Origin of the sequence: Thiomonas sp. OC7, assembly GCF_900634595.1 — a bacterium.
GTDB lineage: Bacteria > Pseudomonadota > Gammaproteobacteria > Burkholderiales > Burkholderiaceae_C > Thiomonas > Thiomonas arsenitoxydans.
Genome location: NZ_LR131953.1, coordinates 3377520 through 3403113 on the forward strand (window position 1 = coordinate 3377520; position 25594 = coordinate 3403113).

Sequence of the window (25594 nt, forward strand, 5' to 3'; positions counted from 1 at the left end):
AATCGCAGTCGTCTCAGTTGCCGCATCGGTTCTCACCCCTTGAAATCGTTTTTCCACTCTCGCAGCCAGGCCAGCGCCTGCACCGCGTCCCCGGGCTTTTGGCCCTTGTGCTGCTCCAGCGCCTGCAGCACGCCGGGCTGGTCGGTGCGCAGGAACGGGTTGATCTGCTTCTCCAGGCCGATATGGCTCGGCAAGGTGGGCAGCCCTTTGGCGCGCAAGGCCAGGCACCGTTTCTGGTGCGCCACCACCGCCTCGTTCAGGGGATCTGCAGCCCGTGCGAATTGTAGATTAGAGAGGGTGTACTCGTGGGCACAATTTACTGTCGTATTTTCAGGGAGTTGCGACAGTTTGTTTAAAGAATGGTGCATCTGGGCCGGAGTTCCTTCAAACAGACGACCGCAGCCTGCGGAAAACAGCGTGTCGCCGCAGAACAGCGAAGGCGGCTCCTCGCCCTGCAGCGCGGTGGCCACATAGGCGATATGCCCCAGGGTGTGGCCCGGCACTTCCAGCACCTCCAAACGCAGGGGCCAGCCCGTCGGCGAGAACTCATCGCCCTGGCGCATGGCCTGCGTGCGTGCGGGAATGGCCTCGGCGGCTGGCCCCCAGACGGGCGGCTCATCGGCGGGGTGCTTCGCCTGCCACCACTGCAGCAACTCGCGAATGCCGCCCACATGGTCGCTGTGATGGTGGGTGACTAGAATGCCGCGCAGTTCCAGGCCGCCCCGTTCCAGGGCGCCAATCACCGACGCGGCGTCGCCCGGGTCGACCACCAAAGTGCGCGGATCGTTCGCGTCGGGCCTAATCAACCAGATGTAGTTATCGCGAAAGGCAGCAAGCGCTTCTGTATGCATGGTGACTCCGATCTGTGGCCGTTGATGAGCCTGCAGCACTGGTTGCAGACACCTCCTGGTCGCTACGCCCTGGCTTGGGAACAGAGCCAGATCGACCGCGTGGTGACCGACATTTTCGGCTATCACGCGCTGCAACTCGGCAATCCGGCTTTGCAGGGGCTGGCGCACAACCGCATGCCGCATCGCTGGCTGGCGCTCGACGGCGCCGAGTCGGCCCAGCCCGATCTGCCCGGCGTGCGCCCAGCCTGCCTGCTGCCCGAGCATTACGGCGGCGAGCCGGTCTATGCCGAGCCCGGCCTGGTGGACGCCGTGGGCGTGGCGGCGGAAAACGCACAGCTTCCCCCCGAGCCGCAGCCTGCCGACGCCCACGCCATTCATACCGAGCATCTGCAATGCGACTTCACCGCGCTGCCGTTTCCCGCCCAATCGCTTGATCTGGTCGTGCTGCCGCACACCCTGGAGTGGGTGGACGATCCGCACGCCTGCCTGCGCGAAGTGGACCGCGTGCTGGTGCCCGGCGGGCAGATCGTCATCAGCGGCTTCAACACCTGGAGCCTGTGGGGCGTGCGACAACTGGTCGGGCGCGTGGGCGGCGGCTGGTATCTGCCACAGCACGGCGAATTTCTCGCCCCCCGCCGCGTGCGCGACTGGCTGCGGCTGCTCAGCTTTGAAGTCACCCAAGGCCGCTTCGGCTGCTACCGCCCCGCGCTGTGCTCGCCGCTGTGGCTGCACCGCTGGCGCTTTATGGACCAGGCGGGAGACCGCTGGTGGCCCGTGTTCGGCGCGGTGTATTTTCTTGCGGCGATCAAGCGCGTGCCCGCCATGCGTCTGGTCGGCAAGGTGGAAATGCGCACCCAGCGTCGCGCCGTGGCGCTGCGACCCATCGCGCAGCGCCAGGCGAAAACAAAAATCTGAACCCTATGACCAGCGAATCCGACAACGAGATCATTATCTACACCGACGGCGCCTGCAAAGGCAACCCCGGCCCCGGCGGCTGGGGCGTGGTGCTGCGCAGCGGCGCCCATGAAAAAACCCTGCACGGTGGCGAGCCGCAAACCACCAACAACCGCATGGAACTGATGGCCGCCATCATGGCGCTCGAAGCCCTCAAGCGCCCCAGCGTCGTGCTGCTGCACACCGATTCGCAATACGTGCTCAAGGGTATGACGGAATGGATCGTCGGCTGGAAGCGGCGCGGATGGACCACCGCCGACAAAAAGCCGGTGAAAAACGTCGATCTGTGGCAACGCCTGGAAAAAGCCGCCGCGCCCCATACCCTGCGCTGGGTGTGGGTGCGAGGCCACACCGGCGACCCCGGTAACGAACAGGCCGACGCCCTGGCGAACCAGGGCGTGGAGGCGGCGGGACGGGGGTAGGTCACTGCGCCGCAACGCCCATTCACTCGACTGAAAGTCGGAACTTCATCGGCGTCTCTGAGGGGTCTTTGGTGAAGTCCGGGGATGCCGGTGAAAGGGCCGACGGGAATTTGAGGCGCTTTGCCAGTAGCGGTGTTGCCGTCTGCAGGTTCTCCATGACTTGCATGACGCTGCCCGCACCTGTGAGATAGAAACGCTTGAGCGCCGTCTTGGCCGCCGAGTTCTTGGATCGGTCGCAGACGTCCTCCACAAAACCGGGCCAGTTGGAGCGATCCATCAAGACCGTACAGACCGAGATGGAAATGGACAATGGCCGGGCTGCATGCCACCACAGCATGGGAATGAAAATAGTCTGCCCGGGCTTGAGCACCGCGCGGTAGGCCGTGGCTTCGGCCATGCGCGGAAAGCGGCTCAGATCCGGCGTGGCCGGGTTGTCCACCTGTGACCAGTTTTTCTGGCCGGGGCGTGGGTAGAGCTTGTCGCCGTCCTCGGGTGGAAAGAGATAGAACTCCTTGTCGCCGTAGATTTCGGTGATCTGCGCGTGGGCGTGCTCCAAATCGTAATGCATCACCGGAAACTTGCTGCCCACACCCCCCATGAGCAGTTTGAGAAAGCCGTCGGGACGGCGCCAGCGCTCGGGCATCAGCGGGCTCGCATGGCGACCCGCAAAGGCGTAGGCATTTTGCGGACGGAGATCGGCCAGCAGTTGCGGCAGGTGATCGTGGATGAACAGGCGATAGAGGTAAGGTCCCGGCGCATCGACGGTCGATGCCTCGACGGCATCGACGAAGTCGCGCATCGCCATGCGTTTGGTGTAGGACACCTGCACGGTTTGGTCGCCGAACTTGTCGCGGAAATATCCGGGCGTCCATCGGCTCAGCGCCGGCCACTCACGCACCGAGGCGTCAATGACCACGGGCCGATTCTTGCGAACGTACTCGTGCAGGAACTCGTTGTAGGGCAGGTCCTGTGCCCGCACCACGTCGATGGCGAGGGGCGGGCGGGTTTGCAGTGGCTGGGCGCGTGCGCGATCAGGTCCACCTCCAATCGGTGTGGCTTGCTGCATGGTTTGAACTCCAGGAAATGTGCATGATGGGCAGCCTTCTTTGGGCGGCGTCAGTTTGCTGAGTGTGTCGAACTGCTGGTCACTTTCCCGAACAGGCGCTGGAAGAGACTCTTTTTGCCACTGGGTGCGGCTTGTTCTGTTTTGTCGTATTCGAGGGCGATCTGCCGCAATGAATCGAATACGTAATGACGGGGGCCGAGGCGTTTTCCCGTTAATTTCTCCATGCGCGAGACGGCCTGCATGACCAGCAGCGAGTGGCCGCCCAGATCAAAGAAGTTGTCGTCGGGCTCGATATGCGGGGTGGCGAGTAGCTCGGCCCAGAGGGCGGCGAGCTGTCGCTCCGTCTCGGTTTGCAGGCGGTCTGCAGCAGGTGCGGCTGCGGCGGGCGCCCTTGGCGAAGCGACGGGCGATGCGGTCGAAGCCGGGCTGCTGACACTCACCGTGCCCCGCAAGGCGGGCAAATCCGCGAGCGCGGTCTCGGGGTGCGCCATGGCGTCGACGAGCAACTGGCTGTACTGCGCCATCCACGCCGCCACGCGAAGGGCCTCGAACACGTCGGTGTTGTAGGTCAACCCACCCATCACGCCGCTGGGGGTGTTGAGGAACCACAGGCGAACGTCCTCGGCTGCGGCAGGTTGATAGACCTTGAGATTCTCCTGCTCCAGGGTTCCCCAGTGGGTGTTTCGCTGTCGCACATCCTGATACGAGAAGAAGGCCTGATAGATCGGTGTGCGACTGTCGTCTCGCGGCGGACTAACTAAGCGCAATAGCTGCTCGAACGGTACGTCAGGAGCAGCATAGGAGCTCAGCATCACCTCGCGCACTTGCCGTACCAAGGAAGCAAACGATTGCGTCGGATCTGGGCGTATCCGCAGCGGCAAGGCGTTGACGAAAAAGCCCATGACCCTCTCCAGATCCACCGTGGGCCGCCCGCGTACCGGCGTGCCGATGACCAGATCGGTCTGGCCCGATTGCCGCCACAGCAGCGCCGCGAAGGCGCTGAGCAACACCATGTAGGGCGTGGCGTTTTGCTGCAATGCGAATTGGCGCAGGCTGGCAAACCAATCGGCCGGGTGGCTGAACCAGAAGGTGTCGCCGCCACCGGTCATGCGCTTGGGGCGGGGGCGGTCTGCGGGCAGATTCAGCGGCGCGGGCAACGGGGTGAGTTGATCGCGCCAGTAGCCGAGCTGGCGCTGAAGATCGGGCGTTTCGAGCCATCGCCGTTGCCAGGCGGCGTAGTCGCCATAGGTGACGGGAAGCGGCGCCAGATCGGGCGCGCGGCCTTCTGCAAAGGCGGGGTAGAGCGCCGCCATTTCGTCGTAAATGAGATCGAACGACCAACCGTCCCAGATGATGTGGTGCGGCATGAAAAACAGCACATGGTCGTCTTCCGCCAGACGGTAGAGCCCCAGTTTGAACAGCGGCAGTTCGCTCAGATCGAAGACCTCGGCGCTGCGGGCCTGCAGCCTTTTCATCAATTCGACCTCGCGGTCGGCAGGGGGCAGGGCGGAGAGGTCGTGAATCTCGCCCAGTTGCACGGTCAGTTCGGGAGCGACGATCTGCAGCGGCGCGCCGTCTTGCTCCACGATCACTGTGCGTAGGCTGGCTTGGCGTGCCACCATGGCGTTGAGCGCGCGTTCGAGTGCGACGATATCCAACGCCCCACGCAGGCGATGCGCGGAAGGGGTGTTGTAGGTTGGCAGCCCAGGGTCGAGCTGTTCGAGGAACCAGATGCGCCCCTGCTGCAGCGAGGCGGGCGCGACGGTCTGCTCGCTGCGGTGCGCAATGGCTTCGACCTTGGCGCTATCGTCCTGGGCGTGGGTGTCGATCCAGCGCGACAGACCGTCGATGCTGGGCGCATCGAAGACGGTGCGCATTTGCACATCCAGACCGGTTTGCTCACGCAGTCGTGCGGCGAGCTGCGCCGCCAGCAGCGAATGCCCGCCAAGGGAGAAAAAGTCGTCGTCGAGTGCCATGCCGGGCAGGCGCAGCACCTGCTCCATCACTTCGGCCACCCGCTTTTGCGTGGGCGTCTGCGGAAGTCTGCGCTCGGCCTTGACCGGCCCGCCGCCGCTGATAGGCGATGGCAGGCGCTTACGGTCGATCTTGCCGTTGGGCAAGAGTGGAAGCGTCTGCAGCGCAACGATGTGCTGCGGAATCATGTAGGCGGGCAGGTCTTGCTGCAGATGCTTGCGCAACTGCGCGGGGTCCAACTCCACCTGTGCGGATCGCGGAACCACATAGGCCACCAGCCGGGCATCGCCCGGGGTGTCTTCGCGCACCATCGCCACCGCCTGCGCGACTTCGGGGTGATGGGTGAGGTGGGTTTCAATGTCGCCCAGCTCGATGCGAAAGCCGCGCAGCTTCACCTGGAAGTCGAGCCGCCCGAGGTGTTCGAGCTGGCCGTCGTTGCGCCAGCGGCCACGGTCGCCAGTGCGGTATAGGCGGGTGCCGGGTTCGGTGGAAAACGGGTCGGACACGAAACGATCCGCCGTGAGCGCCTCACGTTGCCAATAGCCCAGGGCGACGCTGGCCCCGCCGATGTGGATTTCGCCGGGCACGCCAATCGGGCAAAGATTGCCGCGAGGGTCGAGCACCCACACCTGGGTGTTGGCCAGCGGCGTGCCGATGGCGATGCCTGCGGCGCCGTCTTGCACCCGCCAGCAAGTGGACCACACGGTGGTTTCCGTCGGGCCGTACATATTCCACACCGCGCCGCAACTGCGCTGCAACTGCGCGGCGAGGTCGGCAGGCAGGGGTTCGCCGCCGACCAGGGCTTTGAGCTTGCTATGGCCCGCCCAGTCTGCGCTGAACAGCAAGCGCCAAGTGCTCGGCGTGGCTTGCAGGGCCGTGACCGGGTGGGTTTGCAGCAGGTCGCGCAGGGCGAAGCCATCGGCGGCTTGTTCGCGGCTGGACAGCAGCACGGTGGCGCCGACGGCGAGCGGCAGCAGGAGTTCGAGTACGGCAATGTCGAACGACAGCGTGGTGACGGCCAGCAGCATGTCGCCGGACGTCAGGCCAGGGCGTTGGGCGACCGCGAGCAGAAAGTTCACTACGGCGCGATGCGGCAGCATGACGCCCTTGGGTTTGCCGGTGGAGCCCGAGGTGTAAATCATGTAGGCCAGCGAGTCGGGCGTGGCGTCGCGCGCGGCATCTGCGGCTGGCGGGGTGTCGGGCTGGGCGGCGATTTCAGCGGCATCGCCGTCGAGCCACAGACTTTGCGCGCGCGGCCAGGGCAGGGCGTCGGCTGAGGTGGACTTGGCGATCAGCAGGGCGAGGTCGGCGTCTTCGGCCATGTCGGCCAGGCGCGAGGTGGGAAAGCTCGGGTCCAGCGGCACATAGCCTGCACCGGCGACCAGAACACCCAGCAAAGCGGGCAGCATGTCGGCGTCGCGGGGCAGGCACAGGCCGACGCGCGAGCCGCGCTGCACGCCGCGTGCGCGCAGCGTGTGGGCGATGCGATGCGCCTGCGCCCAGAGTTGGGCGTAGGACATCGGGCTAGCGCCGCAGATTTGCGCGGTGGCGTCGGGCGTGCGCGTGGCCTGCGCATGTAGCAGCTGGTGCAGCAGCAGGCCGGGAGGCAGCGGCGACGACGTGGCATTGAGCTGCGCCAGTTGCTGCCGGTCGGCGTCGGTGACGATGTCGATGGCGCCGAGCGCCGCATCGGGCGCGGCACAGAGATGCGTCAGCAAGGCTTGGTAGCTCGCCAGCCAGCGGCGCACGGTGGCTTCGTCGAACAGCGCGGTGGCGTATTGGCACTCGAGCCGAAGGCCGCCGTTGACCACGGGGACGGCATTGATGGACAGTTCGAAGTTCTCGGCCTGCCGCGGGTTGTAAACCGTACTGACTTGCAGATGGCCAAAGCTGCGCAGATCGATGGCCTGGTCGAGATTGAACATGACCGGGGCGAGCGGCACCCGCGATGGATCGCGTTCGATCAACAGTTTTTGCAGCAGGGTGCCGAAGGTGTAATGCTGGTGCTCGAAGGCATCGAGCACGGCCGATTGCACGGCGGGCAGCGACTGCGCCAGCGGGGCGGCGGCGTCGGGCATCAGCCGCAAAGGCAGCAGATTGACGCCGTGGCCGACGACGGTTTCGAAACCCGGCAGCGTTTGCCCCGCAGCGGGTACGCCGACCACCACTTCATCATTGCCCGAAAGACGCTGCAGCAACGCACCGAAGCTGCACAGCAGGGTGGAAAACAAGCTGGCGCCGGACTTGGCGCCGAGTTGACGCACCGCGCTCACCAAGTTTGCGGGCAGCACATGGTCGATGCGCTTGGAGTCGAAAGCACGCGTGGCGGGCCGGGGGTGGTCGCAAGGCAGCTCCAGCACCGCAGGAATGCTGGCGTAGCGGTTCAGCCAGTACGCCTCATCGGCCTGATGTTCGGCGCTGCCTTGTCGCGCGGAAAGCGCTTGCGCAAACGAAGCGAAGCTCGCGGGCGCCTCGGGCTCAGGGGCTTCGCCCTTGCGGGCCGAATAAAGCGCACCGATTTCGTCCACCAGGACGCCGAACGACCAGCCGTCGCAGACGATGTGGTGCGCGCTGAGCAGCAGGGCGATGTGATCGTCGGCCAGGCGCAGCAGGCGTGCGCGAAACATCGGCCCTTGTTGCAGATCGAAAGGCATGGCGACGGCCTGCGCGGCGGCTTGCTTCAGGGCGCTATCGCCTTGCTCGGCGGTGAGGCCGCGCAGATCGTCCAGCGGGATGTCGAGGTTCAAGTGCTCGGCGATGAGCAACTGTTCCCCATCGGCGCTGAGGGTGGCGCGCAGCGCGTCGTGGCGATCCGGCAGGGCGCGCACCGCGGCGGTAAGCGCTGGCAGATCGATCGCGCCGCACAGATGCAGGGTGATGGATTCGTTGTACGCCAGCGTGGCGCCGCCGCCGAGCTGGCAGGCCAGCCAGATTTCGCGCTGGGCTTCAGTGGTGGGAGCGACGCGGGCGACGGGCGCGGCGTCGGCGAAGGGGTCGTAATCGACCGCGGTGGCGGTGGAAGTGTCCATGGCTTTTTCAGGCGTCGAGGCGCAGGTACTTGCCGGGCTGCTCGGGGTTGGGGACGAACCAGGCGGGGTTGCCGCCGGGGTCTTTGCCGATGCGTGCGCCGGGCACGGGCGGGTGGCTGGCGTCGAAAGACGCCGATGCCGATGATTTGCGCTGCGGCAGGAATTCCGCCTCCTGCAATTCGCGCACCGAGTCCTTGAACGCTTCTACGATCAGGCGGATGTCGGTTTCGCTGTGCGCCGTAGTCAGAAAGCAGGGGAAGTTGTCGAGGATGTGTACGCCGCGGCTGCGCATCATGGCAAACAGCAGGTCTTGCAGCGGGTGATCTTCCAGCCAGCCCACGCGCCAAAGCGAGGCGAAATGACGGATTTCCAGCGGCGCACCGACTTGACGGCAGAACGCAGTCAGCTCGTCGGCCATTTGCGCGGTCTTGGCGTTGAGCGTGCCTTGCAGCGCCGGTCCTTGCGCTTTGAGGTGCAGCAGGCTGGCATGCGCGGCGGCCAGCGCCAAGGGGTGGCGCACGAAGGTGCCGGCGAAGTAGGTCACGCCGATAGTGGGAATTGAGTCATCGCCGTATTGCCAGGCGCCGCCGTCGAGCGCATCGATGAACTCACGCCTGCCCGCAACGACGCCAATGGGCATGCCTCCGCCGATGACCTTGCCGTAAGTGGCCAGATCTGCGCGGATGCCGAAGAGCTGCTGGGTTCCCCCCAGGGCGGATCTGAATCCGGTGATGACTTCGTCGAAAATCAGGCAAGCGCCGCTGCGTTCGGTGATAGCGCGGATTTCCTTGAGGAATTCGACGGGTTGGAATTCGGGTCGGCGGCTTTGCACGGGTTCGACCAATACGGCGGCGAGTTCATCGGCATGCGCGCGGATGAACTCCAGCGATTCGGGCGTGCCGTAATCGAGCACGCGCACATCGCCGAACATGCCCCGCATGATGCCCGGCGCGCCCGGTATGCCTTTGCCGCCTTTGCCCGGACGCACGACGACCTCGTCGAAGGTGCCGTGATAAGAGCCTGAGAACAGCACCACGGTGTTGCGGCCAGTGACGGTGCGGGCAATGCGCACGGCAGCCATGACCGCCTCGGAACCGGTGTTGCACAGACCGGCACGGTCAAAGCCGGTGAGTTCGCAAATCAAATCGGCCACGGGGCCGGCCAGCGGGTGTTGCGGGCCGATGTCGTAACCGTCGTCGAGCTGGCGGCGCACGGCGTCGAGCACGAAGTCGGGCTGCCAGCCGAACAAGTTCATGCCGAAACCGTTGAGCGCATCGACGTATTCATTGCCGTCCAGATCCCAAAGGCGCGCGCCCTTGCTGCGATTGACCACGATTTGATAGGTGATCTCCTTGGTCATCGGACGAAAGCCGTTGACCACCCGCGGGTCGGCCAGATGGTCGCGGTATTGCACGGTGTAGGCGCGACTCTTGGCCGTGCGTTCGACGTAGCGGCGCATGAAGGTGGCAAGGCGCACCTTTTGACGTTCGGTCAGCGGGCTGGACTGAGTGTGGATGCGGGCGATGGCGCCAAAGGCTTTTTTGACGTCGTAGCGCAATGGCGCGCTGTCTTCGCCGTTTGCATCGGGCGCTGCGGGCAGGGGCTGCGCAGGGCTGGCGTTTGCTGCAGGTGGAGGCGCCGTTTCGGGCGCCCGCGTGGGCGTTCGCATGGGCATAGGCGGCGGCGTTTGAGGGGCGATCATCGTCTGCCCGCCTAGCAAGGCCAGTTGCTGGGACATGAGCTGCATTTGCTGCTGGATGAGCCACTGCACCGCGTCGGCCGGCGCGTGCTGCGGCAGCACGGCGAAATGAGGGGGTGTAGCAGCGAGCGGCGCGGACAGAGATACCGAAAGAGGCGCCGAAAGCGGCGCCGAAAGAGGTGACGGACTCGGCGCAGGCATCGCGGCTGGCTCGGGCTCCAGTTGGGCGTCGAGGTAATCGGCCAGCAGATCGAAACTGCGCAGGTTTTCCATCAGCTGACGGAAGGTGACCGGCACACCAAACTGCTTTTTGATTTGCAGCGCGGCTTGGGTGAGGGTGAGCGAATCGAGGCCGAGTTCGACAAAGGCCATGCCCGGGTCGGCGCCGCTTGCCTCATGGCCTGAGACATCCTCGAACAAATCGCGCAACTGGGCGATCAGGCGGTTTTTGCGCAGAGGGGCTGTGGGAATGGGCTGGGCGATGGACATGGCGGGTACTGGCTCGATTGACGTGGACGTCAGCGTTTGCGCGGCTGGTGCGATGGAACTCGTTGCGGCAGGACGATCCGAGGCCGGTGTTGTGGCGGGACGGGAAGGGTGCTGCGCTACGGCCTCGATCCAGTAACGTTGGCGCTCGAAGGGATAGGTGGGCAGGCTGATCCGGTGGCGATTCGTGGGCGGATGGGCGGCTGAAACTGGCAAGGCGATGCCTGCGGTCCAGAGTGCGCCTGCCGCCAGCAACATGCAGGCAGTTTCCTGCTCGGGCGCATCGGCTAGTGACGGGATGGCCACGACCGAGGCGCCATCGGCGGGGGCATGCTGACGCACCAGTGTGGAGAGCGCACGACGCGGGCCGATTTCCAGAAAAACGGCGTTGGCATGACGGTCCAGCGCGTCGCGTACGGCGGCGGAGAAGCGAACCGGCTCCCGCAGATGGCGCACCCAGTATTCGGCATCGACGGCCTCTGCCGGGGTCAACCAACGGCCTGTGAGGGTCGAGACGATGGGCAGGCGCGCAGGCGCCAAGGCGACATTAGCCACTTCGGAGCGAAAGGCTGCGAGCGCGGGCTCCATCATGGCGGAGTGAAAAGCATGGGAGGTTTGCAGCAACCGGGTTTGCACGCCTTGCGCCTGCAGAGCGGCGTCGAAGCTGCTGATCGCTGCAGTCGGCCCGGCGATGACACAGGACGTCGGGCCGTTGATGGCGGCAAGCGAGATGTCGTCCGGCAGCTGGATGCGTAAATCGTCTGCTGACAATCGCACCGACAACATGCTTCCGGGCGTGAGCGCTTGCATCAGCGCGCCGCGCCGTGCGATCAGCCGGGCCGCGTCGGCCAACGACAGAACGCCGACCAGAACGGCCGCAGCGAATTCGCCGATGCTGTGGCCGATCAGGGCGATGGGCTTGGCGCCGCGCGCCAGCCAGGTTTGCGCCAGTGCGTATTCAATACAGAAAGTGGCGGGCTGCGTGGTTTGCGTGCTGGCCAGCGCATCTGGGTCAGCGCTGAACAGGCGTGCCCGCAAATCAAAACTCAGGTGCGGGGCGCAGGCGGCGATGGCGTCGTCGAGCGCTGCGCGGAAGTCACTTTCTGCAGCGTAGAGACCGCTTCCCATGCCGGGGTACTGTGCACCCTGGCCCGGGAAAAGCCAGATTTGAGGGGGTGGATCACCGCGCGCTGTGCGTTGTGAACGCAGGGGCCAGGCTGGTTCCGACAAGGCTCGTATCGCCTGCTCTGGTGTTTCGCAGACGAGGCAAAGACGCTGTGCAAAAGGGCTGCGGCCCACCTGCAAGGTGTAGGCCACATCGGCCAGATTGACATCGGGGTGTTCGCGCAAATGCGCGGTGAGGCGGCTGACCTGGGCGTCGAGCGCGCTTGGGCTGCGGGCCGACAGCATCAGCAGTTGCGGCCCGCTCGCTGGGCTGGATGTTGGCGTCGCGGGCGCTTCTTCGAGAATGATGTGGGCATTGGTGCCTCCCACCCCAAAGGAGCTGACCCCGGCGCGGCGCGGCTGCTCGCCGCTCGCCCATGTCGTGAGCGCATCGTTGACGATGAAGGGGCTGGACGCGAAATCGATCTTGGGGTTGGGCGTGGTGTAGTGGATCGATGGCGGGATGCACTCTTCGGCCAAAGCCAGCGCGGTTTTGATGACGCCGGTGACGCCCGCAGCAGTCAAGGTATGGCCGATGTTGCTTTTAGCGGAACCCAGTCGGCAAAAGCCGATGTCTGCGGTTTGCCTGCGGAAGGCGCGGGTGAGCGCCTCGACCTCGACGGGGTCGCCCAAAGGCGTGGCGGTGCCATGGCATTCGACATAGCTCACGCTGCGCGGGCTGACGCCGGCGTCAGCCAGTGCGGCGGTGATGACGGCGGCCTGACCGTCCAGACTTGGCGCCGTGAAGCTGGCTTTGTCGCGTCCGTCGTTGTTGATGGCCACGCCGCGAATGACCGCGTAGATCGTGTCGCCATCGTCCTGGGCGTCGCTCAGTCGCTTGAGCAACACCACGGCAGCGCCATCGGAAAACACCGTGCCCTGTGCCTGGGCATCGAAGGTACGGGTGACGCCATCGGGCGAAAGCATGGCGCCCTCTTGGTAGAGATAGCCGCTGTTGGGCGGGCAAGTCACGGCAACGCCGCCAGCCAGTGCCATGTCGCATTGACCTGCGCGCAAACTCGTGACGGCCTGCGCAACCGCCACCAACGATGTGGAACACGCGGTATGCACGCTGACTGCGGGGCCGGTGAGGTTCAAGCGGTTGGCAATTCGGGTGGCGATGTAGTCCTTTTCGTTGGCCAGCATGACGGCAAAGTCGCCGATTTTGTCGATCAGATCGGGGCGGTGCTGAACATGGTGCAGAAAATAGCTGGCGTTGTGCATGCCCGCAAAAACGCCGACGGGAGCCTGGCTGAGGTCGGGGGCATGCCCAGCATGCTCAAGACATTCCCAGCACAGTTCCAGAAAGATGCGTTGCTGCGGGTCCATCAACAGGGCTTCTCGCGGGGAGATACCGAAAAAGGCGGGATCGAAGCTGTCCACGTCGTCGATCAGCCCGCGTGCTTTGACATAGAGCGGGTCGTTAGTGAGTTCTGACGGCAAGCTGGGATCGAGTTCGTCATCACGCAAGTGTTTGATGCCGTCGGCGCCAGCCAGCAGCATGTCCCAGAAATCCTGCACGTTTTTCGGGCCGGGAAAGCGGCCCGCCATGCCGACGATGGCGATCGGCACGGAGGCGCCGGCGCGCGCAGCGCGATGATCTTGGGGGTTTGCTCCACGCGGCATGCGGCGGGCTTCGTCCCACGATGTGTCTTGGCCGCGATCCAACTGTTCGGCCAGCGCCGCGGGGGTTGGGTTGCTGAAAAACGCGCTGGCGCTCAGCGTCACGCCGTCCGCTTCGAGCAAAGAGAGAACGCGCATGACGAGCAGCGAATTGCCGCCGATATCGAAAAAATTGTCAGTGGGGGTGACGCTGCCCAAACCGAGTACGCGGGTAAATGCCGCGCGGATGCGATCTTGCGTGCTTGTGGAGGCGACGCTGTCGTTCGCTGCGGTTTTTTGCGGCCCGAATTCCGGCATGGGCAGTGCCCGCCGATCGAGCTTGCCGTTGACGCTGATCGGCATGTGCTTCAGCCAGTTGTAAACGGCTGGCAGCATGTATTGGGGCAGCGTTTGCGCCAACCAGGCGCGAATGTCGGTCGGGTTTGGAACGTGGCCTGGATGCCGCGCGGTCAAATAGGCGACCAAGCCTGAGCCGAAGGGCAGATCGTTGCGCAGTGTCACGGCGGCATCGGCGATGTCGGCATGTTCTCGCAGGCGTGTTTCGATTTCACCGAGTTCGACACGATGACCGAGCACTTTCACTTGGTCGTCCGCGCGCCCGAGGCAGCGAATGTCTCCTTCGGCGTCGATGAAGCCCAGATCTCCCGTCAGGTAAACCCTTCCCACTGCAGGCAAGTCTTTGAATCGCTGTTCCGTCAGCTCGGGGCGGTTGAGATAACCGCGTGCGATGACTGGACCCGCTATCGCGATTTCGCCTTCCGCGCCTGCGGTAAGCACCTCGCCCTGGGCATTCAAAATGAGGATGTGCGCCTCTCCGATGGCTCGCCCAATACTGGGAAGCGCGGGCCAGGAGGTCGGGTCATCGGGAAGCGTCTTGACCGTCACGACATGGGATTCGCTCGGGCCGTAGTGGTTGTGCAGACGACATTGCGGGTGCCGGGAAAAGAACGATTTGATCGCGGCGTCAGCGCGCAAGGGCTCCCCCGCGGTGATGACATGCTTCAGGGATGGCAGGTCGATTCGATGCTGCTCGCAGTAATCGACCAGATGCGCCAGGGCGATGAAGGGTAGAAATAGGCGCTCGATGCGGTGGTGTTGGATCAATTGCACCAATTTCTGCACATCACGCCGCTGTTCGCGGGTCGCCAATACGAGTGAGCCTCCGCTGGCCAGCGTGGAGAACAGTTCTTGAAACGCGACGTCGAAGGCGGGGGCGGAAAACTGCAAGGTGCGCAAACCGGATTGCTCGGGCGCGCAGCGCAGATGCCAGTTGATGAGATGAAGGAGCGGCCCTTGCGGCATGACCACCCCTTTGGGGGCGCCAGTCGAGCCGGAGGTGTAAATCAAATAACCCAGTGAGGCGCTCGTCAGGCCAAGTTCACGTGGACGCAGCGCAGCGGCAGGCTGCGAGGCCCAGTTCTGCAGCACAGCGGGGTCGTCGATGGCGAGGGTTTGCACGCGGCAGTCTTCGAGTGCTGCGGCGGTGTCGGCCGTTGTGATCAGCAGCAGAGGTTGCGCATCGCCTAGCAGGCTCTCCAGCCTGGCGGTGGGCTGATTCGGGTCAAGCGGCAAGTAGCCGCAGCCGCATTTCAAGGTCGCCAAAATTGCTTCAACCAAGAGCGCGCCACTATCCAGGATGATCGCAACAAGGGCGTCTGGCCTCGCGCCCTGTTCACTCAACAGATGGGCGAGTCGGTTGGTGCGCTGATCGAGTTCGTCGTAAGTGAATGAGGCCTCCGAGCTGACCAAGGCAATGGCTTGCGGGCTGACTATGGCCTGCCGTTCAAAAAGCTCGTGCAGCAGAAAATCGGCTCTTTGAGACGGCGAATCTGGCTCGCGCGTCTGTGCGTTTTCTGGAGGATGAGGTTCCATCATCTGCCCTTGCTGGTAAGGCCGTGAAGAGGGGATGCATCAGCGAAATGGTTCATGGCAGACCCTCAAGCCATTGACGTATGGCCGTGTCCACAGGCAGGAAGGCCCAAGCCAGCGTGAGGGCGAGACATGCCATCGTCGCCAGATGCGCTCTGGGTGACAGCAGGACAACGAAGCGGTTTGACGACGCGATTCGATAGAGGGGATAGTGCACAAGATAGAGCGGATAAGACAGCTTTCCGGCCAAGCTGGCTGTTTTGTGAAAAAAACGGCTCAAGGACAGACTTGCTGCGAGGGCGACTGTAAGGGGGGCGATCAAGAGGGCATCGAAAAAATTGATCCAGGGGTGAGCGCTGAACATGGCCCCAAAAAACAGCACGGCGGCGCCTACCGCCAGCAAGCTATGAGGACGCCAGGTCTGAGGGCGCAGTTGGTAAAGCCAGGCCCCCAAAAAAAATTCTGCGATGACACGCGGAAAACCCAGCCAGAAATTGGAAGTTCCCCAGCCTGGGTTGAAAACGTGCATCTTGGCGGTGAGCACGATGAAGACGATGCATGCCAAGGCCGAGAGAACGGATGCGCTCAGACGTCGCGCATATTTCAGCCAGGCAAAAAACAGCACATTCACCACGGCCTCGAAGAACAAAGACCACGCGGGGACTTCAAGTGGGAACAAAGGGCCGGTCAGATGCCCATGCCCGAACGGCCAGACCCCATGATTGAAAAAGGGCAGACCGAGAACGCCAAATACTGAGGCGGCTACGAGCTGATGAATCCCCGGAACCGGTGGGGTCTGCGTCTGGGCGAGCATCACGGCGGAAATGATGCCGAGGAGCGATCCCATGACGTACATGGGCCCCAGACGCGTCAGCCGTACCCTGACAAACCGACTGAAACGCATACCGGTCAAAATACGCTCGCCATAGCTGTGCATCAACACGAAGCCAGACAAGACGAAGAACAGATCAACCGCCACCCAGGCGCCTGGCAGAAAATCGTTGAGCGAGCTGTGCTCGGTGTAGTGCAAAACCGCCACCGCAAAAGCGGCCAGCCCCCGTAAGGCGTCTAGGGCATCAAAGTGGCGGGCATGGGACTGTGGGCTCAACTGCCGCTCCCGTGCTCATCTCTCTGCAAGCGTCCGCCGACGCTCGATGGCGCGCATCATCGCCGCCTTGGTGCCATCCAAGACACGAGAGCGCCCTACTTTGCTCAAGCCAGGCGGGATTGCGCCGATTCGCTTGCGCACCTCGTAATTTAAGGCCAACGCCCGTCGCCAGCGGATGCTCTGTTCTGTATTGAAGATGATCGACATGGAAATCGACACATCATCGGGACCATTGCGCACGTGGTGCCCCGCAATGAACGGGATGTGTAAGGTTTCCCCAGGCGAAAAATGAAACGAATGTCCGAGTGCATCGATTTCGGCAGACCAAGGCAGCTTTGTACGCGCGTAGGCGACGTAGGCCTCCCGATCAATTTGGCTCACGACACGATCATCCCACTGCTCGTAGACATGAACCGTCTTTGAGCCGCGAAATTGCATCAGTAATGTGGAGTAGCGATCAATATGAAATGGAGTGATGCTGTTCGGTGAAGCGATAAACAAATAGAGGTGGGGATCGATAGGCTCACTTCCGAGTCCGTGGCTGCGCAGAATTCCGCGCAGGTCGTCAACCAAGGCGTTACGCAGATCTTTGAATGAATCATCCGTCTCGGGACGGCTGACCATGATGTAGGCATTCGAGGTGCGAATTTGCTCTATCGTCTCATCAATACTGACTTCTTTGGGGCGTTTGCGGAAAGTGGCTTCAAAATCGTCACCGTTTTGCAGCTTCGAGTTGGAAAACATCACCTGTCGTTTGGGCAGTTTCGGTAAGACGGCGCCCAGGTTCTCCAAGGTCAACGCCGGGTGGCCGAGGAGTTTGTGAGATAGCTTGAAGGGCGCGCGGTCCAGCAGCATGGCTTCCAGCTCAGCGTCGAAACATTGCATAACCACGATGTTTTCCTGCGCTTGATTTAGTAGGCGTAGTAGCCGTAGGGCGACCCGGCCTTCGGCCCGCGGCTCTGGTTGAGCAGGGTGAAGACCATGGGATGATCTTGCAGCAGGCTGAGTGACTGCTGCACCGTGCCTTGATGGGTGCGCCCGGCTTGTACGACGAAAAGAATCTGCCCGGCGTGCAAAGACAGCGCGCGTGCTTCGGCGGAGGGCAGCAGCGGTGGTGCGTCGAGAATGATGACGCGGTCGCGGTAGCGGTGCGCCATTTCTTCGAGCAGCAGGTCCATGGTGGCGCTGGCAAACAGCTCGGTGGCTTGCGCGTTGGGTGTGCCCACGGGCAGCACGGCGAGCTTGGGGACGTTGGTCGCGAGGATGAGATCGGACAGGTCTAGTTCGGGGTTGAGCAGTTTGTCGATCAAACCCTGCGCCGGGGCGATGCCCAGGCGTTCGAGCAGACTGCTGCGCGAAGGATCGGCGTCGACCAGCAGCACCGTGTGGTTCAGCTCGGCGGCGATGCTCATGGCGAGGTTGGCCGCCACGAAGGTCTTGCCTTCGCCCGGCAGCGAGCTGGTGACCATGATGAGATTGGGCCGGTCGATCTTGGCCGAGGCGGCCCCGGTGACGTTGGCAAGCAGCGGCCGCTTGACCACGCGGAACTCATCGACCAGCAGCGAGCGGGTGGCGTGCGGCACGATATAGCCCTGAGCCGCCAGCTTGTTCAAGTCGATCTCGACCTGCTTCGAGCGCGTGCCCATGTCTTGAGGCTTCGCCGTGTGTTTAGCGGCCTCGGTCGGCTGGGTTGGGGCGGTATGGGGTTGCGTACTCGCGGCGCCAGCGGGCGCGGTTGCGAAAGGTGAGGGCGAGGGCGCAGTTGGGGCGACTTCAGCGGCGGATTCGGGCTTCCAGAGGACATCGACTCCGGCGGTGCGGAGTTCCTCGAGACGCTTGACGGCTTGTTCAATGGTGCTCATGGTGTTTCCTTAAACGCCGGGCTGCCGCGTGAAATGGGCCCAGATGGCCCAGAGCAGCCCGATCAGCACGAGGCCGACGATACCGAGCGCGAGATTGATATTGTTCCGTTTGTCGTGGCTGAGAATTTCGGGCGAGTTCAGCAGGGAGATGCTGCCGAGCACGGGGCGGTCGATGGTTTCGCGCAGGTGGCGCGGGCTGTGATAGGTCGGCATGATCTGCGAGACGATGAAACTTGTCGCCACTCCGCAGGCCAGCGCAAAAAACACCAGCAGAGCGATGAGCATGGGCTTGCTCGGGAACAGCGGACGCTGCTCCACACGCGGGGGATCGACCACGCGGAACACGGCAAGCTGCGAAGAAGCATCGACGCTTTGCGTCAGCCCGGCAGACTGACGTCGCGCAACCAGATCGTCGTAGCTCTTGCGAATCACGTCGTAGCCGCGCATGAGTTCGGCATATTGCTGGTCGAGCGCGGGCATTTTGTTGGCCTGACTGCGCAGCTCGGCCAACCGTGCCTGAGCCTCGCCCACCTGGGCTTGAAGCGAGGCCACGTTGGCGTCGGCCTGTGCGACCTGCACGCGCAGCTGCTGGTAGGCCGGGTTGGCGGTGCTGATGGTGTTGGCGCCGATAGACGCTGGTTCAGCGGCTTGCGCGGGATGTTCCGCGGCGGCCTTCAAGCGCGATTTTCTTTCCGCTTCCAGGCGGGCCAGGGTCTGGCGCGCAGAAATGACATCGGGATAGTCGTTGGTGTAGCGCTGCAGCAGATCGTCGAGCCGCGCGCGCTGCTCCTGAATGCGCCGATCCACATCGAGTACGGACGCAGGAACACCGGGCGCCGCGGGGCCAGCGGCGGCAGCCATATAGGGCGATGTCACGCTGATGGTGGGAGATTCGCCGCGCATCTGGCCGCTGATGGCATTGCGCGCGGCAATCGCGGCGCTGAGCTGACCCTGGAGCTGGGAGAGTTGGTCGGAGGCCTGGTTGACGCGGGTGTAGTAGTCGACATTCGCCGCACCAGAATAGCCGGGATGCTGGGTCTTGAAGTCTTTGAGCTTTTGTTCGGCGGCACTGAGCTGGCGGCCATAGTCGGCGACCTGGGCATCGAGAAAGTTGAGCGCCTGCTGGGTGTCTTGCTGCTTGCCGCCAATACCCGAGGTGAGGAACATGTTCACCAGATCTTTGACGACGCCGAGCGCAACCTGCGGATCGCTGTTGACGTAGCTGACGCTGTAGAGATTCTCCCGCGCGTTGATGCCGAGCTTGATGCTCTTGAGCAGTTGATCGACGGTGCGGTTGACCGATTCGGGCTGACCATCATCGACCGCGAGATGCTTTTCACGCACCAGCCGCTCCAGATTGGGGCGGGCGAGCAAGGTGCGGGCCACCATGGCGACCTGTTCGTCGATATTGGGCTGCACGGTCAGGCCTTGCATCAGCGGTTTGAGCAGGGTTTGCGTGTCCACATAAACGCGCGCAGACGCCATATAGCGCTCGTGGAACATGGCCACGCCGATACCGCCCAGCGCCATGATGACCCACGCGGTGAGCAGTCCGATCCAGCGCCTGTCCCACATGCCGGGCAGGAGGTTGAACAAGGGACGTAGTAAATCGTTCATGATGTGGCTTTTCAGAGTGAAGTGCGGCTGTGGACTCGTGGCGTTATGTGCATCATGCCTGGGTCTCCAGGGTTTCGAGCACCTGGTTTTCCCACTGAGTCATCAGCCAGGTTTCAAGCGCCTGAGCGATGCGCTCGGAGGCTTTGCCATCGTCCTCGAATGGGTTGGGACGGGCTTTTTTGTCGCCTTCCAGAATGTCACCCATGGCCTGGAAGATGCGACGAAAATCTCGTCCGACGAGCTGGTTGCTGCCCTGCTTGAGGGTTTGGGTACGCGCGCAGTAGTCTTTCAGGGTGAGGCAGGGGATGGCGAGATAGGAGCTGGCATCCTGCAGATTGGCGCGGTCTGTCAATAGGCAGGTGGCCTTACTGAGCAGGGCTAGCGTCTGCCCGAAGGGCAGTTCGGGCACGCAGGCCACGCGCGAACCTCGCAGGGAGTTGCTCAAACCGTATTGCAGCAGGCGGCTGTGCAGGGCGGTCGGCATCGGCCAGATGACAGGAAGAATGCGGCTCAGGCGCTTGGCGTTGGCCAGCATGTCGATCATCTTGTCGCGCGAAGTGGCCCATTCAGCGTCTTCGAGCAGCAGCAGCGCATAGCCCTGGGGGTTGGAGAGATAGGTCTTGGGCACCCCGATTTCCGTGGCGAACAGCTTGGGGTCTGGTGCATTGGCCAGGCCCTGCACGACGGCATCGATCCGCAGGTTGCCCACCACGCGGATGGATGCGGGAGGGATGCCGTCATGCGTCAGCGTATCGGCGCAGCCCGTCCCCAGGGTCAGATGCAGATCGGTCAGTTGATCAATGACGATGCGGTCGATTTCTTGCGTATCGGCACGCTGACCATGACGCAGGCCAGACTCGATATGCGCGTGCGAGATCTTTTGGCGCTGGGCCATCAGGCCGGCCGCAAGGGCGGCATCGCTGTCTGCGAACGTGAGCACCGCGGCGGGTCGGTAGGTGGTGAAAATCTGATCGAGCCAGTTCACCCAGACCGCAAGACTGGGCCGCTCATCCTGCGCGTCAGGCAGCAGGGCGAGGTCGATTTCGGCCAGTGCCGGGTCGTTGGCGATGGCGGAGGAAGACAGTTGTTCCAGCCCGACCAGCACGGGTTGGGGCAAGCCGGAATAGGCCCGCATTTTTTGCATCAGCGGGTGCAGGGCGATGCGATCTTCCAGGGTTTGGGCGATGCAGAGCAGCGGGCCGGGCTCGCCCGGTTTGGGTGGCGCAGGTGCGCGGGTGAGGGCTTCGGCGACATCGCGCAAAACGGGCAGGCTCGAAGCGGTGTCCGTCTGGGCGTGCGGCTCAGGTGCGGCGGGGGCGACTCGCTGAACCGGCGCGGTGATGGTGGGGGACTGCGGCTCGGTTGGATCGGCAGGGCGCAGCAGACCGCCGATCTCCTCGCGAATTTCGCGGGCCACGGTGTCGACGCGCGCAGCGTCGATCTGGTCGGTGTTGTCGAGAAAGGCCGAGAGCAGCAGACGATTGCACAACATATTGATGCGCCGCGGCAGCCCGCCCGTCCAGTCGTGCACCGAAGCGAAAGCGGCATCATCGAATTGCGGGCGCCCCGTCCAGCCGACTCGCTTGAGGCGGTGGATGATGTAGGCGCGGGTTTCGTCCGAGTCCATCGGGCCGATATGACAACTGGCGATGATGCGCTGACGCAGTTGCTCCAGATTGGGTGCGCGCAGCACCTCGCGCAGTTCAGGTTGCCCGACGAGATAGCTTTGCAGCAGCGCGCGGTTGCCATACTGGAAGTTGGACAACATGCGCAATTCCTCAATGGCCGCCGCATTCAGGTTCTGCGCTTCGTCGATGACCAGCAGGGCACGACGGTTCTGCAGCATCAGGGTGGTGAAATGCGCTTCGAGCGCGGCCAGCAACTCGGCCTTGGACGCATTTTTGGACGGCACGCCAAAGGCGTTGGCCACCGCGCGCAGCAAATCTTCGGCTTCGAGTTGGGTGCTGACGATCTGGGCCGCGGCGACCTTGGTTGGATCAAGCTCATTGAGGAGAGCGCGCACCAGGGTGGTTTTGCCCGCGCCGATTTCTCCCGTGACGATGATGAACCCTTCGCCCTGCATCGCTCCAAAGCGCAGATATTGGTGGGCGTAGTTGTGTCCCTTGCTCTCGAACAGAAAGCTGGGGTCTGGGTTGAGCTGGAAGGGGGGGGCGCTCAGGCCGAAGTGCGCTGCGTACATGAGCCTGATTCAAAACTGATGGGTGACACCGGCATAAACCGCCGATTCGTTTGCGCTGAGGATGCCGCTATTGGCGGTATCGAGCAGTTGCCTGCGTGCGCCGAGAACCAGGATGGTCTGCGGGGAAAGGCGCCGACTGAGTTGCACGATGAATGTGGTCTGGCGGGTGCTGACCCCTTCATTGGGACCAAACCCTGTGCTCAAAGCACGCAGCAGGCCGACGTTCAGACTCATCACCGGGGTGAGGCGCCGTCCGTAGCTCAGGCCGATACCGTTTTGAACATAGTCAGCCGAGGCGAGCAGCAGATTGTTCAAAGGGGGTGAGCCGGGCAGGATCAGGTCTTGCGTTTTCGTGTGAAACACCGAGACGGTATAACTGTTGCGCTGCGCGAGCAAGACCCCGGTCAAGGTCAGGGTGTCTTGCAGGGTGGCAGACTGGGTGTAATAGTTGACAGCGTTGGGCAGGTTGGCGGGCAGACCGGTGACGGCCAGCAGGTTTTGTACCGCCTGCGCACGAGCGGCAGGGTCGGGGTACTGCGAGGCGAGCATGCCACCCAGAAGGGTGGACAAACTCACCCCCGACGGAATGGTCTGCAGCGAAGCGAGGTAGGACGAGGGCGCCCGGTTCCAGTTCAGGCGCAGACTCAGGCGCTGAATCTGCTGCGAGGCGCTGATATCCCAGCCCGTGCCGAAAAACCGCCGCTCCACCACGCCGTCGAGGCGGGTGAAGACATTGGGTCGCCAGTTGAGCTGCACGCCGTAGATGCTGTGGCCCAAGCTGGCATAGCCCGTGGAGTAATGCTCATAGCCGCCAATCAGTCCGCCTTCGAAATGCGGCGTGAAGGCATAAAGAACCCGGGCACGCGCGATTTCGTCACGCACGGCAAGCGATCCGCTGTTGGTGTAAACCGTTTCCTCTTGCTTGGCATCGAGGCCCCAGCCCAGGGGGGTGGGACGTCGATCCAGGCGGATGCTCTGCTTCCCATAGCGACCGTTGCTCAAAGCGGCGCCGGTTTGATTGCCGCTGATGCGGGTCCAGACGTTTTCGCTGCGCGCCCGCAACCGGAGGTCATCGTTGAAACGATGGTCGATGTATGGGCTGAGGCTGTATTGGGTGGTGGTGTAGGTCGCGGTGCCGGTGGATTGGGCCGGGATGGTGAGCAACGCGTTTTGTTGCGAGTTGATGCCGGCATCGAAATACAGCCATTGATCGACCAGCCTAGCGTTCAAGCCCAAAGTGCCGGAAGGCAGGACCGTGTTGCTGTAGCTACTGCGAGCGTAATACTGGGCATTGAGCGCAAAGTTGCCGTAAGTGCGCAAGTCGGGCCCGAGGGTTTGAAACGCAATGCCCGGGGTGATGCTGAAGATGGTGTCGGAGCGCGCGGGGTTGTTCGAGCCGAAATAGACATTGCTGGTCTGCACGACCGACATGCCCACAGAGGGCTGGACGAAGTTGCCGCGCGCTGGGAGCGGTGCACTGGCCGTTCCCAGCGGTGTCAGCAGCCCACCCTGCGTTTCGCCGCCTTCGAGCTGCTGAGGCAGCGCCACGCCGCCGGGTGCGGCGAGATTGAGCCCGGGAATGGCTTGCGCACAAGCCGATCCCGCCTGCAGAAGACAGAAGGCCAGCGGGGTCAGCGCGAACAAGACTTTGCGGCTAGAGGTCTGCATGGGGCGGGATTCGGATGGGGTGAATGAAAGGACAGGCAAGGTCAGAACATGCTCTGCGGGATGATGATGACATCGCCCGGCTCCACCGGGACATTGGCCGACATTTCACCGCGCTTGAGCAGGTTGCCCAGCTTGATGCTGTAGGTTTTGCCATGGCGCTCCAGCACAGCGGCATTGCCATCGGCAAACTCGGTCAGGCCACCGGCGGCGATCATTACGTCGAGCAAGGTCATGTTTTCGCGGTAGGGAATGGCGATGGGGCGCACGGCCTGACCGACGATACGGATCTGCTGGCTGTACGGTCCATGAAACCCGGTCACGACCACGGACACCACCGGATCGCGGACATACTTCGACAGCCGTGCCTCGATTTCCTGGCCGATTTCGCCCGGCGTCTTGCCGGCCGCCTGAACGTCAGGCGCCAGCGGAGTGGAGATTTTGCCGTCCGGACGGACCTGGATGGACATAGACAAATCCGGGTTACGCCAGACGTTGATGTTGAGCGTGTCGCCAGCGCCCACCTTGTAGTGATAGGCGCCCTGGGTGATTTTTTCCGGCGCGGGCGGGTAGTTGTTCGCGGCGCAGGCGCCAAGCAGGAGGGCTGCCATAGAGGCGGCGGCCATGCGCCAAAGACTGAATCGGGAATTGCGGATCAACATGCTCGACCTCTGTAATGTCGGAGAAAGGATGAAAACGACGGAATTGTGGATGGGCAGTGTAGGAGGTTCAAGTCCTCATTTGATCGGTTTTGTGGTGAGTTTGCCTGTGAAATATCTCACGTCTGCCTCGGGAATCACGGGCATCCCCCTCGAATGGGCGCACTGCGCTGAGAGGCGGGCGAATCCACCAAGCTGTTTATCCCGCCCGAACGCGGGGGATTAAAACGACGACGCCCGGGGCAGGCCCGGGCGTCGTCATGACAGCCGCACAGGGCGGCTGGCTGCTGCTTTGCTTTACTGTGGCAGGCCGACCGTCGGATTGCCGAGGTTGGTCCACTCGATCATCGAGCCGGTGTAGAGCTTGGAGTTCTTGTTGCCCAGAATCTCGTGGGAGACGAACCAGGCACCAGAGGCCAGGTGGCCGGTGTTGCAGTAGGTGATGGTCTGCGCGTCGGGCTGGATATTGAACTCGGCGTAGATCTTCTTGTAATCGTCGGCGCTCATGAATTCATGCGCGGCGCCAACCGGCTTAACGATGGCGTCAGTCGGGAAGGAGCGCGCACCCGGCAGGTGACCGGCGGTCTTGTTGATCGGCTTTTTCACAATGCCCAGGAACTGGGCAGTCGGGCGGGCATCGATGAACTGATCCTTGCCCCCTTGCAGACCTTCCTTGACTTGCTGCATCGAGGCCAGAATGGCCTTGTCTTCAGCGCCGGCGGCCCAGTCGCCCTTGGTCGGCGTTACCTTGTCGGTCGAGACGGGATAGCCGGCCTGAATCCAGGCGTTGACCCCGCCGTTGAGGATGGCGAGTTTGTCGCGCGGCTCACCGAAGTAGCGCAGCTGGAAGTACAGGCGGGTGGCCATGTCCATGGAGTCGACGCTCTCGCCGGTGGGCACGATCACGATGGGCTTGTCGGTCTTGTTCAGGCCCGAGTCGTCCATGACCTTGGTGAAGTACTCGGCGGTCGGCAGCTGGGCCTTGATCTTGACGCCGTCCACCGTGCGTTCCTGACGAATCTTGCCGAAGTCCACCGGAATGGCGCCTTCGATGTGCCCGCCCGTTTTCACCAGGGTCTTGACCTTGGTCTTGGGGTCGACCTCGAATTTCGGCGCTTCGGTGAAGGTCTTGGGCTCGTCACGGATGTCGATAATGGTGACCGCGTCTTTATTGGCATTCAGCCATTGGGGGGTGACCAGCGGGCCGGGCAGCGTGGCTGCACCGGCGGTTTGCGCCGCGGCTACAGCGATGATGCTCATGCCGATCAGGTGTTTCAGTTTCATGTTGGCTCCTCGTTTGGATTGGTGTAACTGCATTTCAGGGCGTGTACCCGCCCGACTCTACC

Annotated in this window: 14 protein-coding genes; 2 read left to right on the forward strand and 12 right to left on the reverse strand. The window is 63.2% G+C overall.

Going from position 1 to position 25594, the window contains the following annotated elements:
• Nucleotides 1–32: 32 nt before the first annotated feature.
• On the reverse strand, nucleotides 33–851 hold the full coding sequence (gloB, locus tag BIO17B3_RS16215) for a hydroxyacylglutathione hydrolase (RefSeq protein ID WP_156054806.1): 819 nt from the start codon (nucleotides 849–851) through the stop codon (nucleotides 33–35).
• A 24-nt stretch (nucleotides 852–875) separates the two neighbouring features.
• Here gloB and BIO17B3_RS16220 point away from each other — a divergent pair, with 24 nt between their 5' ends.
• Nucleotides 876–1766: a class I SAM-dependent methyltransferase gene (locus BIO17B3_RS16220; RefSeq protein ID WP_156055316.1), complete on the forward strand. Its 891-nt coding sequence runs from the start codon at nucleotides 876–878 to the stop codon at nucleotides 1764–1766.
• A gap of 5 nt (nucleotides 1767–1771) precedes the next feature.
• The gene (gene rnhA, locus BIO17B3_RS16225; protein ID WP_156054807.1) at nucleotides 1772–2227 is read left to right on the forward strand and encodes a ribonuclease HI; all 456 of its coding nucleotides are present in this window, start codon (nucleotides 1772–1774) and stop codon (nucleotides 2225–2227) included.
• A 22-nt stretch (nucleotides 2228–2249) separates the two neighbouring features.
• Here the strand turns inward: rnhA and BIO17B3_RS16230 are convergent, their stop codons facing one another.
• From BIO17B3_RS16230 to BIO17B3_RS16280, 11 genes are all read right to left on the reverse strand, one after another.
• On the reverse strand, nucleotides 2250–3293 hold the full coding sequence (locus BIO17B3_RS16230; protein WP_156054808.1) for a cupin-like domain-containing protein: 1044 nt from the start codon (nucleotides 3291–3293) through the stop codon (nucleotides 2250–2252).
• A 50-nt stretch (nucleotides 3294–3343) separates the two neighbouring features.
• A complete protein-coding gene (locus BIO17B3_RS16235; RefSeq protein ID WP_156054809.1) occupies nucleotides 3344–8296 on the reverse strand; it encodes a non-ribosomal peptide synthetase in 4953 nt (1650 codons plus the stop codon).
• Between the two features lie 7 nt (nucleotides 8297–8303).
• The gene (locus BIO17B3_RS16240) at nucleotides 8304–15143 is read right to left on the reverse strand and encodes a polyketide synthase (protein ID WP_156054810.1); all 6840 of its coding nucleotides are present in this window, start codon (nucleotides 15141–15143) and stop codon (nucleotides 8304–8306) included.
• A 49-nt stretch (nucleotides 15144–15192) separates the two neighbouring features.
• Nucleotides 15193–16245 carry an acyltransferase gene (locus BIO17B3_RS16245; RefSeq protein ID WP_156054811.1) on the reverse strand — a complete coding sequence of 351 codons (1053 nt, stop codon included), beginning with the start codon at nucleotides 16243–16245 and terminating at the stop codon, nucleotides 15193–15195.
• A 15-nt stretch (nucleotides 16246–16260) separates the two neighbouring features.
• A complete protein-coding gene (locus BIO17B3_RS16250; protein ID WP_172978999.1) occupies nucleotides 16261–17100 on the reverse strand; it encodes a cupin-like domain-containing protein in 840 nt (279 codons plus the stop codon).
• Between the two features lie 56 nt (nucleotides 17101–17156).
• Complete coding sequence (locus BIO17B3_RS16255) at nucleotides 17157–18107, reverse strand: XrtA-associated tyrosine autokinase (RefSeq protein WP_156054813.1); 951 nt, start codon at nucleotides 18105–18107, stop codon at nucleotides 17157–17159.
• Between the two features lie 9 nt (nucleotides 18108–18116).
• Nucleotides 18117–19724 (reverse strand): XrtA system polysaccharide chain length determinant, encoded by a 1608-nt coding sequence (locus BIO17B3_RS16260; RefSeq protein ID WP_156054814.1) that lies wholly within the window; start codon nucleotides 19722–19724, stop codon nucleotides 18117–18119.
• Nucleotides 19725–19776: 52 nt separating this feature from the next.
• Nucleotides 19777–21924, reverse strand: coding sequence for an XrtA/PEP-CTERM system-associated ATPase (locus BIO17B3_RS16265; protein WP_156054815.1), 2148 nt, complete (start codon nucleotides 21922–21924; stop codon nucleotides 19777–19779).
• Nucleotides 21925–21933: 9 nt separating this feature from the next.
• Entirely contained in the window at nucleotides 21934–23592 is a 1659-nt protein-coding gene (locus tag BIO17B3_RS16270) for a TIGR03016 family PEP-CTERM system-associated outer membrane protein (RefSeq protein WP_156054816.1), read from the reverse strand.
• Nucleotides 23593–23633: 41 nt separating this feature from the next.
• Nucleotides 23634–24251, reverse strand: coding sequence for an XrtA/PEP-CTERM system exopolysaccharide export protein (locus BIO17B3_RS16275; RefSeq protein WP_013106340.1), 618 nt, complete (start codon nucleotides 24249–24251; stop codon nucleotides 23634–23636).
• A 294-nt stretch (nucleotides 24252–24545) separates the two neighbouring features.
• Nucleotides 24546–25532, reverse strand: coding sequence for a sulfurtransferase (locus BIO17B3_RS16280; protein ID WP_013123659.1), 987 nt, complete (start codon nucleotides 25530–25532; stop codon nucleotides 24546–24548).
• Nucleotides 25533–25594 lie beyond the last annotated feature (62 nt).